This is a genomic window from Thauera phenylacetica B4P, assembly GCF_000310225.1.
GTDB lineage: Bacteria > Pseudomonadota > Gammaproteobacteria > Burkholderiales > Rhodocyclaceae > Thauera > Thauera phenylacetica.
The window spans coordinates 1-9,495 of record NZ_AMXF01000159.1 but is presented as its reverse complement, the minus strand read 5'-3'; the positions used below and the strand labels follow the sequence as shown (position 1 = coordinate 9,495).

The 9,495-nt window shown below is 69.4% G+C and carries 7 protein-coding genes; 4 read left to right on the top strand and 3 right to left on the bottom strand.

Annotation, left to right across the window (positions count from 1 at the left end):
- The 4 genes from odhB to C667_RS16395 all read left to right on the top strand — a co-directional run.
- Positions 1-920 (top strand): 2-oxoglutarate dehydrogenase complex dihydrolipoyllysine-residue succinyltransferase (gene odhB, locus C667_RS16410; protein WP_004370165.1); only part of this gene is annotated, 920 nt, incomplete at its 5' end.
- Positions 921-1,053: 133 nt separating this feature from the next.
- The gene (gene lpdA, locus C667_RS16405) at positions 1,054-2,478 is read left to right on the top strand and encodes a dihydrolipoyl dehydrogenase (protein WP_004370163.1); all 1,425 of its coding nucleotides are present in this window, start codon (positions 1,054-1,056) and stop codon (positions 2,476-2,478) included.
- 101 nt (positions 2,479-2,579) lie between these two features.
- A complete protein-coding gene (gene zapE / locus C667_RS16400; RefSeq protein WP_004370162.1) occupies positions 2,580-3,695 on the top strand; it encodes a cell division protein ZapE in 1,116 nt (371 codons plus the stop codon).
- Positions 3,696-3,993: 298 nt separating this feature from the next.
- A complete protein-coding gene (locus tag C667_RS16395; protein ID WP_004370160.1) occupies positions 3,994-6,219 on the top strand; it encodes a mechanosensitive ion channel domain-containing protein in 2,226 nt (741 codons plus the stop codon).
- 93 nt (positions 6,220-6,312) lie between these two features.
- On the opposite strand, the gene C667_RS16390 is transcribed toward C667_RS16395, so the two are convergent.
- From C667_RS16390 to C667_RS16380, 3 genes are all read right to left on the bottom strand, one after another.
- Positions 6,313-8,250 carry a PhoX family protein gene (locus C667_RS16390; RefSeq protein WP_004370158.1) on the bottom strand — a complete coding sequence of 646 codons (1,938 nt, stop codon included), beginning with the start codon at positions 8,248-8,250 and terminating at the stop codon, positions 6,313-6,315.
- A gap of 132 nt (positions 8,251-8,382) precedes the next feature.
- Positions 8,383-9,129 (bottom strand): type II secretion system protein N, encoded by a 747-nt coding sequence (gene gspN, locus C667_RS16385; protein ID WP_004370156.1) that lies wholly within the window; start codon positions 9,127-9,129, stop codon positions 8,383-8,385.
- Positions 9,126-9,495, bottom strand: a 370-nt coding sequence (locus C667_RS16380) for a type II secretion system protein M (protein WP_004370154.1), incomplete at its 5' end; no start/stop codon positions are given. The genes C667_RS16380 and gspN, both read right to left, overlap by 4 nt.

The following is a 9,495-nucleotide window of genomic DNA, read 5'->3' as shown; positions in this document are numbered from 1 at the left end:
CCGCTGCCCCGGCTGCTGCCGCCGCCCCGGCCGCGTCCGGTGCCGCCGGCGCCGCCAGCCCGGCCGCGCGCAAGATCCTCGACGAGAAGGGCATCTCCGCTGGCGACGTCGCTGGTTCGGGCCGTGGTGGTCGCGTGACCAAGGAAGACGCCGTCGCCGCCCAGCCCAAGGCCGCCGCAGCCGCGGCCGCGGCGTCCGCCGCGGTGCAGCTCACCGGCGACCGTCCGGAAGAGCGCGTGCCGATGACCCGCCTGCGCGCCCGCATCGCCGAGCGCCTGCTGCAGTCGAAGAACGAAAACGCCATCCTGACCACGTTCAACGAAGTGAACATGGCGCCGGTCATGGCCCTGCGCAAGCAGTACGGCGACAAGTTCGAGAAGGCGCACGGCGTGCGTCTGGGCTTCATGGGCTTCTTCGTCAAGGCCGCCGTGGCCGCGCTGAAGAAGTTCCCGATCCTCAACGCCTCGGTCGATGGCAACGACATCGTCTATCACGGCTACATCGACATCGGCATCGCGGTGGGTTCGCCGCGTGGCCTGGTGGTGCCGATCCTGCGCAACGCCGAGTCCATGTCGATCGCCGAGATCGAACTCAAGATCGCCGAGTTCGGCGAGAAGGCCAAGGCCGGCAAGCTGTCGCTGGAAGAGCTGTCCGGCGGCACCTTCTCGATCTCCAACGGCGGCGTGTTCGGCTCGATGATGTCGACGCCGATCATCAACCCGCCGCAGTCGGCCATCCTCGGCATCCACGCCACCAAGGACCGCGCCGTGGTCGAGAACGGGCAGGTCGTCGTGCGCCCGATCAACTACCTGGCCATGTCCTACGACCACCGCATCATCGACGGTCGCGAGGCGGTGCTGGGCCTGGTGACGATGAAGGAAGCGCTGGAAGATCCGGCTCGCCTGATCCTGGATGTGTGAGCGGACGTAAGGGGTGAGGCGCGAGGCGTAAGGAGCGGTGGCCGCTCCACGCCTCGCGGTTCGCCTTGCCTGGGCGCCTCAGGGCGCCTGTTCGCACCTGACTCCTGACTCCTAACTCCTCACGGGTAACCCCATGTCCAAAGAATTCGACGTCCTCGTCATCGGCGGCGGCCCCGGCGGCTATGTCGCCGCGATCCGCGCCGCGCAGCTCGGCTTCAAGGCCGCGTGCTGCGAATCCAATCCCTACGCCGACCCCAAGGGCGAGCCCCGCCTGGGCGGCACCTGCCTGAACGTCGGCTGCATCCCCTCCAAGGCGCTCCTGCACACCTCGCACCTGTTCGAGGAAGCCGGTCACGCCTTCGAGGGCCAGGGCATCAGCGTCGGCACGCCCAAGATCGACGTGCCCAAGATGATCGCCCGCAAGTCGGGCATCGTCGACCAGCTCACCGGCGGCATCAAGGGCCTGTTCAAGAAGAACAAGGTCACCCTGCTCAATGGCCACGGCGCCTTCGTGGGCAAGGCCGAGGCCGGCTGGCAGGTCCAGGTCGGCGAAGAGCTCGTCGTCGCCAAGCAGGTCATCGTCGCCACCGGCTCGGCCCCGCGCCACCTGCCGGGCGTGCCGGTCGACAACAAGATCGTGTGCGACAACGTCGGCGCGCTCGACCTCGACGCCGTGCCGAAGAAGCTCGCCGTGATCGGCGCCGGCGTCATCGGCCTCGAGATGGGCTCGGTGTGGCGCCGCCTCGGCGCCGAGGTCACCGTGCTCGAGGCCATGCCCGAGTTCCTGTCGCTCGCCGACCAGGACGTGGCCAAGGAGGCGCTCAAGGTCTTCACCAAGCAGGGCCTCCAGTTCAACCTCGGCGTCACCATCGGTGAGGTCAAGGTGGGCAAGAAGGGCGTCAGCATCGCCTACAAGGACAAGGACGGCGCCGACCAGAAGCTCGAGGCCGACCGCCTGATCGTGTCCGTCGGTCGCGTGCCCAACACCCAGGGCCTCAACGCCGAAGCCGTCGGCCTCAAGCTCAACGAGCGCGGCCAGGTCGAGGTGGACGACCACTGCAAGACCAACCTGCCCGGCGTGTGGGCGGTGGGCGACGTGGTGCGCGGCCCGATGCTGGCGCACAAGGCGATGGAAGAGGCGGTCATGGTCGCCGAGCTGATGGCGGGCCAGGCCGGCCATTGCAACTTCGACACCGTGCCCTGGGTGCTGTACACCAGCCCCGAGATCGCCTGGGTCGGCAAGACCGAGCAGCAGCTCAAGGCCGCCGGGGTGGCCTACAAGGTCGGCAAGATCCCGTTCATGGCCAACGGGCGCGCGCTCGGCATGGGCGACTCGACCGGCTTCGTCAAGATGCTGGCCGACGCCGCCACCGATCGCATCCTCGGCGTGCACATCATCGGCGCCAATGCCTCGGAGCTGATCTCCGAGGCCGTGGTGGCGATGGAGTTCGCCGGCTGCTCGGAAGACCTGGCGCGCATCTGCCACGCCCACCCGACCCTGTCGGAGGTGGTGCACGAGGCCGCGCTCGCCTGCGACAAGCGCCCGCTGCACTTCTGAGCGAGGCGTGAGGTGCAAGGGGTGAGGTGCGGGGCTTCCCTGCGCCCACCCCTTTTCGCGTCAACCCGTCCTTCCTTTTCAACGCTCCTGACCGATTCTCCATGCCCCATCGCATCCTGAACGTTCCCCAGCACGGGATGATCGACGCCTACGAAGCCCTGCTGAAGACGCGCGGCTACCAGTCCGATCCCGCCCAGCGCGCCGCGGCGCAGCGCCTGCAGGGCCTCTATACCGATCTCGTCGGCTTCAAGGCCGCGCGCCAGGGCAGTCGGATCAAGCAGTTCCTCAACAAGCCCAAGATGCCGCGCAGCGTCTACTTCTGGGGCGGGGTGGGTCGCGGCAAGAGCTTCCTGATGGACTGCTTCTACGACTCGGTGCCGTATCGCCGCAAGCGCCGGGTGCACTTCCACGCCTTCATGCAGGAGGTGCAGAACGACCTGCGCAAGTTCAACAACGCGCCCGATCCGCTGCAGAAGGTCGCCGACCGCATCTCCGAGCACACCCGGCTGCTGTGCTTCGACGAGTTCCACGTCTCCGACATCGCCGACGCGATGATCCTCGGGCGCCTGCTCGACGCGCTCTTCGACCGCGGCGTGATCTTCGTGATGACCTCGAACTACCCGCCGGACGGGCTCTATCCCAACGGCCTGATGCGCATCAACTTCCTGCCCACGATCGAGAAGATCAAGCAGCGCTTCGACGTCATCGAGGTCGACCACGGCACCGACTACCGCCTGCGCACCCTCGAGAAGATGGAGATCTACCTCGTGCCGCACGACGACGCGGCCGAGCGCAAGATGGCCGAGGACTTCCGCCGCCTCGCCGCGAGCGAAGGGCGCGGCGGCAGCGTCGAGATCCTCGGGCGCAACATCGACGTGGTGCGCCAGGCGCCCGGGGTGATCTGGTTCGACTTCGCCAGCCTGTGCGGCGGTCCGCGCTCGCAGAACGACTACCTCGAGATCGCACGCGAGCACCACACGGTGATCCTGTCGAACGTGCCCAGGATGCTCGTCGGCAACGCCTCCGAGGCGCGCCGTTTCACCTGGCTGATCGACGTGCTCTACGACCACCGCGTCAAGCTCATCATGAGCGCGGCGGTGGAGGTCCACGACCTCTACACCGAGGGCCACAACGCCCACGAGTTCGTGCGCACGGTCAGCCGCCTGATCGAGATGCGCACCCGCGACTACCTCGCCGAGCCGCACCGCACCGAGTAGTCCGCACGCGGCGGCCGTGCCGATTGCGCACGACCGCCTCCCGCCGCCGAGTGACCTTGCGCGGCGGGTCCCGGCGTCGTCCAGGACGGACCGGCCGGGCCCGAGTTCCAGTCTCCTGGCATGTCGTGATATAATTGCACAAATACAAATGGCCGCAGCGCTTCGCGGCCGACCGCCGTGCACGCCCGCATCGGGCCGGACGGCAGGCCGCGCAGGCGTCCCGACCTCCGGCGATGCCGCGCTGCCCCGGCATCCCCCGCGCTACCGGGATCTTTCCCCCGACTACAGGAGCCACGCTGTGACGCACAAGCTCACGGCCTTCCTCGCGTTCGTCTTCGTGATCGCGATGCTGGGCCTCACCCCCGCACCGGGCCACGCCGCCGAGCCGGCGAGCGGGTCCGCCTCCGAACAGGCCGGCCACCAGCGCCTGGCCGATCTCCTCGAGGACGAGGCCGCGCGTACGGCGCTCGTCGAGCAGCTGCGCAAGCTCGGCGAGGAGGAGGCCGCGCGCGCGGTCGAGTCCGCCGCGCCGACCCAGACCCTCGCCGGCCAGGTCGCCGGCCTCACCCAGAGCGTCGCCCAGGGCGTGGTGAGCGAGGGCGCCTCCGCCGTGGATGCCCTCGGCGTCGCCTGGACACAACTCGCCGCCGCCGACCCGGCGCCGCTGGCCTGGGCCGCAGGCGAGTTCGCCGTGCTGGTGGCGGTCACCTGGATCGTGTTCCGCGTGCTGAGCGCGGCCGCCGGCGCGCTCTTCCGCGCGCTCGACCGCTACGCCGGCGCCCGCGACGGACCGCGCGCGCTCGGCTGGGTGCGGCGCAGCCTCGCGCTCGTCGCTGCGGTCGCGCTCGACCTGTCGATCATCGGCCTGTCCTGGCTCGCCGGCTACGGCGTGGCGCTCTTCGTGATCGGCGAGACGGGCAGCATGCGCATCCAGGAGTCGCTCTACCTCAACGCCTTCCTGCTCGTCGAGCTGATCCGGATGGCGCTGCGCGTGCTGCTCTCCGGCCGCGGGGAGCAGCTCGGCCTCCTGCCGATCGCCGCCGAGGACAAGGCCTACTGGTCGGCCTGGGCCTCGCGCATGGTCTTCTTCGTCGCCTACGGCCTGATGCTGGTTGTGCCGGTCATCGACCACTACCTCACGCCGGCGCTCGGCCGCGCGGTCTTCATCGCGATCCTGCTCGGCGCGGTGCTGCGTGCCGCGGTGGTGGTGATGCAGAACCGCCAGCGTGCCAGCGAGGCGCTGGAGCGGCTCGCCGGACGCATGCAGACCCCCTTCGGGCGCATCGCGCTCACCATCGGGGCACGCATCTGGCACGTGGTGGCGCTGATCTACCTGATGGCGATCCTGGTCACCTCCATCCTGTACCCCGAGCAGGCGCTGCCCTTCATGATCAGCGCCACCGGCCAGACCCTGCTCGCGGTCGGCCTCGGGATCGCGCTCGCGGCCTTGCTCACCCAGGTGATCCTGCGCCGCATCCGCCTCGGCGACGAGCTGCGCATGAAGTTCCCCTTGCTCGAGGCGCGCCTCAACGCCTACGTGCCCAGCGCGCTCAAGATCGCGCGCTTCGTCATCCTCGCGGTGGTCGTGGCCTTCATCGTGGACGCATGGACGCCGTTCGACCTCGGCGCCTGGGTGTCCTCGGATGCCGGCGCCCGCCTGCTCGGCCGCGCGCTCTCGGTCGCCGTCATCGTCACCCTCGCGCTGCTGGCCTGGCTGGTGGTGGCGAGCTGGATCGAGTTCCGCCTCAACCCGCAGGCGGGCATGGCGCCCAACCCGCGCGCGCGCACCCTGCTGACCATCTTCCGCAACGCCATCGCGATCGCGCTGGTGGTGGTCACCACCATGGTGGTGCTCGCCGAGGTCGGCATCAACATCGCCCCGCTGCTGGCCGGTGCCGGCGTGCTCGGCCTGGCGATCGGCTTCGGCGCACAGAAGCTGGTGCAGGACGTCATCACCGGCGTCTTCATCCAGCTCGAGCGTGCGATCGACGTCGGCGACCTCGTCACCGCCGGCGGCATCACCGGCACGGTCGAGCGCATGACGATCCGCTCGCTCGGCCTGCGCGACATGCACGGCACCTACCATCTGCTGCCGTTCTCCTCGGTCGACACGGTGTCGAACTACAACCGCGACTTCGCCTTCCACGTCGGCGAGTACGGCATCGGCTACCGCGAGGACAGCGACGAGGCGATCGTCCACCTGCGCGCGGCCTTCGACGAGCTGCTCGCGGACGCGGCGCAGCGCGCGCAGATCCTCGACCCGGTGCTGGAAGTCCACGGCGTCACCGCGCTGGCCGACAACTCGGTGAATATCCGCGTCCGCATCAAGACCCTGCCGGGTGGGCAGTTCGGCGTGGGTCGCGCCTACAACCGCCTGGTCAAGCGCCACTTCGACGCCGCGGGCATCGAGATCCCGTACCCGCAGATGACGCTCCACTTCGGCGAGGACAAGCAGGGCAAGGCGCCACCGGCGCGGGTCCGCATCGAGGGGGCGGGTGGGCCGCTGCTCGCTCCGGGGGGTTGATTCCGCCCGCGTCGACGCCAAAGGGCCCGCGCCCGCAACTTCAGTGCGGGGGCGGGCCTCGTTCAGCCGCCGCAACGGCCTGTGGCGCGTTTGTCAGGAGCCGATCACACCGCCGTCGTTCTTGGTGATGATCACGGTCGCCGAACGCGGGCGGGCGCTGCCGCCGTCGGGCCAGTTGCTGTTGCCGTCCTCACCCGGGTGCTGGATGTTGATGAACAGGGTCTTGCCGTCCGGCGTGAAGGTGAGGCCGGTCACCTCGCACGCCTTCGGGCCGACGAAGAAGCGACGGATCTCCTTGCTCCCCGGGTCGGCACACAACATCTGGTTGTTGCCCTGGCCGGCAAAGTCGCCACTGTTGCTGTAGTTGCCGTCAGTCTGGATCCACAGCCGCCCGTCCTTGTCGAAGCCGAGGCCGTCAGGGCTGTTGAACATGTTCTCGGCCGTGACGTTGCTCGAACCGGCGCGCAGGTCGCTGTGTACGGTCGGGTTGCCGGCGAGCACGAAGAGGTCCCACTCGAAGGTGGTCGCCGACGGATCGTTCCCGGTTTCGCGCCAGCGCACGATCTGGCCATAGCGGTTGTTCGCGCGTGGATTGGCGTCGTCGATCAGCGTGCGGCTCGAGTTGTTGGTCATCGTGACATAGACCTCGCCGCTGCTCGGATGGACGGCCACCCATTCCGGACGGTCCATCTTGGTGGCGCCCGCCGCGTCGGCTGCCAGGCGGGTGTTGACCAGCACCTCGGCCTGGTTGGCGAAGCCGGCGAGGGCGGTGTTCGCCGCCTTGTCGAGCAGGATCCACTCGCCGGTGCCCATGAAGTCGCCGGTGGCCGTGCCATCGTTGAACCTGGCGACGTAGAGCTTGCCCGAGTCGAGCAGGTTGGCGTTGTTGCGGATGTCTCCGGCGACGTATTTCCCGTCCGAAACGAACTTGTAGACGTAGTCGTTGGCCTGGTCGTCACCCATGTACACTACCACCGTGCCGTCGGCGCCGATGCGATAGGCTGCGTTCTCGTGCTTGATACGTCCGAGCGCGGTGCGCTTCCTGGGCGTCGAGCGCGGATCGAAGGGGTCGATCTCGACGATCCAGCCGAAGCGGTTCGACTCGTTCGGTTCGAGCTGCCAGTCGAAGCGCGGGACGTACTGCTCGTACTTGCGCTCGGTGCCGTTCGAATCGAGACCGTAGCGGACCTGCGCCGCGTTGCGGGGGGTGCCGAGGGTGTTGAGGGTGCCGAAGTATTGGTTGAAGTTTTCCTCGCAGGTCAGGTAGGTGCCCCACGGGGTGTAGCCGTTGCCGCAGTTGTTCAGCGTGCCGAAGACGAGCGTGCCGGTCGGGTCGGCGCTGGTCTGCAGCAGCGTGTCGCCCGCGGCGGGGCCAGTCAGCAGCATCGGCGTGTTGCCGGTGAGGCGGCGGTTGTAGGCCGAATCGGCGACGATCTCCCAGCGCCCGGCGGTGCGCCGGATGTGGATCACCGAGACGCCGTGCGCGTTGAGGTCCTTGTTGGCGTCGTCCAGGCTGTCGACCTGTCCGTCGGCGAACAGCCAGCGCACGTTGGTGTACTCGTGGTTCATCACGAGCAGGCCTTCGTCGTTGTTCCCCTCGGTGAACGGGAAGAAGTGCAGGCCGTCGTGGTTGTCGCCGACCTGGCGCGCCTGGTCCGCGGCGCTCTCGCTCGCGTCGCCTGCCCAGCTCGAGCCGGGACCGGACGAGAACAGCGGCGTGCCCCAGGGCGCGAACACGGTGGCGGTGTAGCCAGCGGCGACCACGATGTCGTCCGCGGTCGAGGTCGGGATGCCCGCGAAGTTGAGGAGCGGACCGGCGACGGCGGGGGGGCTGGAAGGCGGGGAGGCGGCGGACGCGTCGTCGTCCGACGTACAGGCGGCCAGCGATCCCGACAGGAAGGCGGCGGCCGACAGGCCGAGCCCGCTCTTCAGGAATCCGCGGCGGCTCACCGCGCGTGCCACGACGGACTGGAAGTGCTCGTTGGCCGAGAGGTTGGTCGGAAAGTCGTCGAGCGTATCGGGCTTCTTCATTGCTTCACCACTCCGGATGCAGGGTCGGGAAAGCCACGAGTCTTGCCGTGCCGGATTACGCGGGCATGAAGGGTTTTTTACGGTTCGACGAGCGCATGCCCGCGCGGACGGTGGCGTGCCGCCGTGGGGGATTCAGAAACGGATCCGCAGGCGCTCGCCGTCGCGTGCCGGGCGCAGCTCGGCGAGCATGCCCTCGAGGCGGCCGAGCAAGGGCGCATTGCCGCCGATCTCGACTTCGACGCGCGGGCGTCGCCCGCTCGCAAGCTCGACCTTGCCATTCACGGCGAGGGCAAGCCCGCGCAGTGCGGTGATCTCCAGCGTCGTCGCCGGCGCGCTGATGGTGGCGACGATGCGATGGTCACCGAGCGCCTCGCCGGGCAGGATATCCACGCCGCCGGCGCTCCACTCCGCCTGCAAGCCGCCCTCGCAGCGTCCGTTCCAGGCGCAGGCGAGTGCGGGAATGCTCACGTCGAGCACGCCACGCCAGCCGGCGCGTGCGATCGCATGGGGAACGGCGGCAAGCGCGGTGGCGGGTGGCAACTGCAAGGCGAGGCGCTGCAGGGCGACACCACCGGGGCCGATCTCCACCAGGCCGGGCGTGCCGCCGTCGATCGTCAGCCGCCAGCGCAGCCGGACACCGGACAGCGCGGAGGGTTCGAACTCCCAGCGCAGCCGGGTGATCGGGCTCAGCGAAGCGCTGCTGTCCACGCTCGCGAGACGACCCTGGCCGGTCCACAGCGTGCCTTCGGCCAGCGCCAGACGGAAGCGGCCTGCGCTGGCGCGATCGAGCGCCGCGTCGAGCAGCACCGCGGGTGCGCTCGCGACGAGCAGCGCCCCCAGCCCTGCGCAGAAGAGGGCAGCACCGGCCGCGAACTTCACCTTCCGCTCACTTCGAACACCGTGTCGAAGCGCGCACGGCCGTCACTGCCGACGGGCTGCAACTCCAGCCGGCTCGGACGCAGGCGCTGCTCGGCGTGCAGGGCGGCGAGCCAGTCGATCAGGGCCGGCAGGGTGCCGTGGCCCTCCACTTCCACCCGATCGCCGACCATCCGCGCCTCGGCCTCGATTGCGCGCGCGCGCGCGACCGCGCGAATCGAGTCGGGCAGGGCGGCGGGTGGGGTGGCTGCGGGCGCGGGGCGCTCGCGCAGCGCGGCCAGGCCCAGGCTGTCCTGCTCCATGCCGAGGTAGGCGAGGCGGGCGGCGGGAAGGCTGCGCGCGAGCCGCTCGCGCTCGGCGACAAGATGC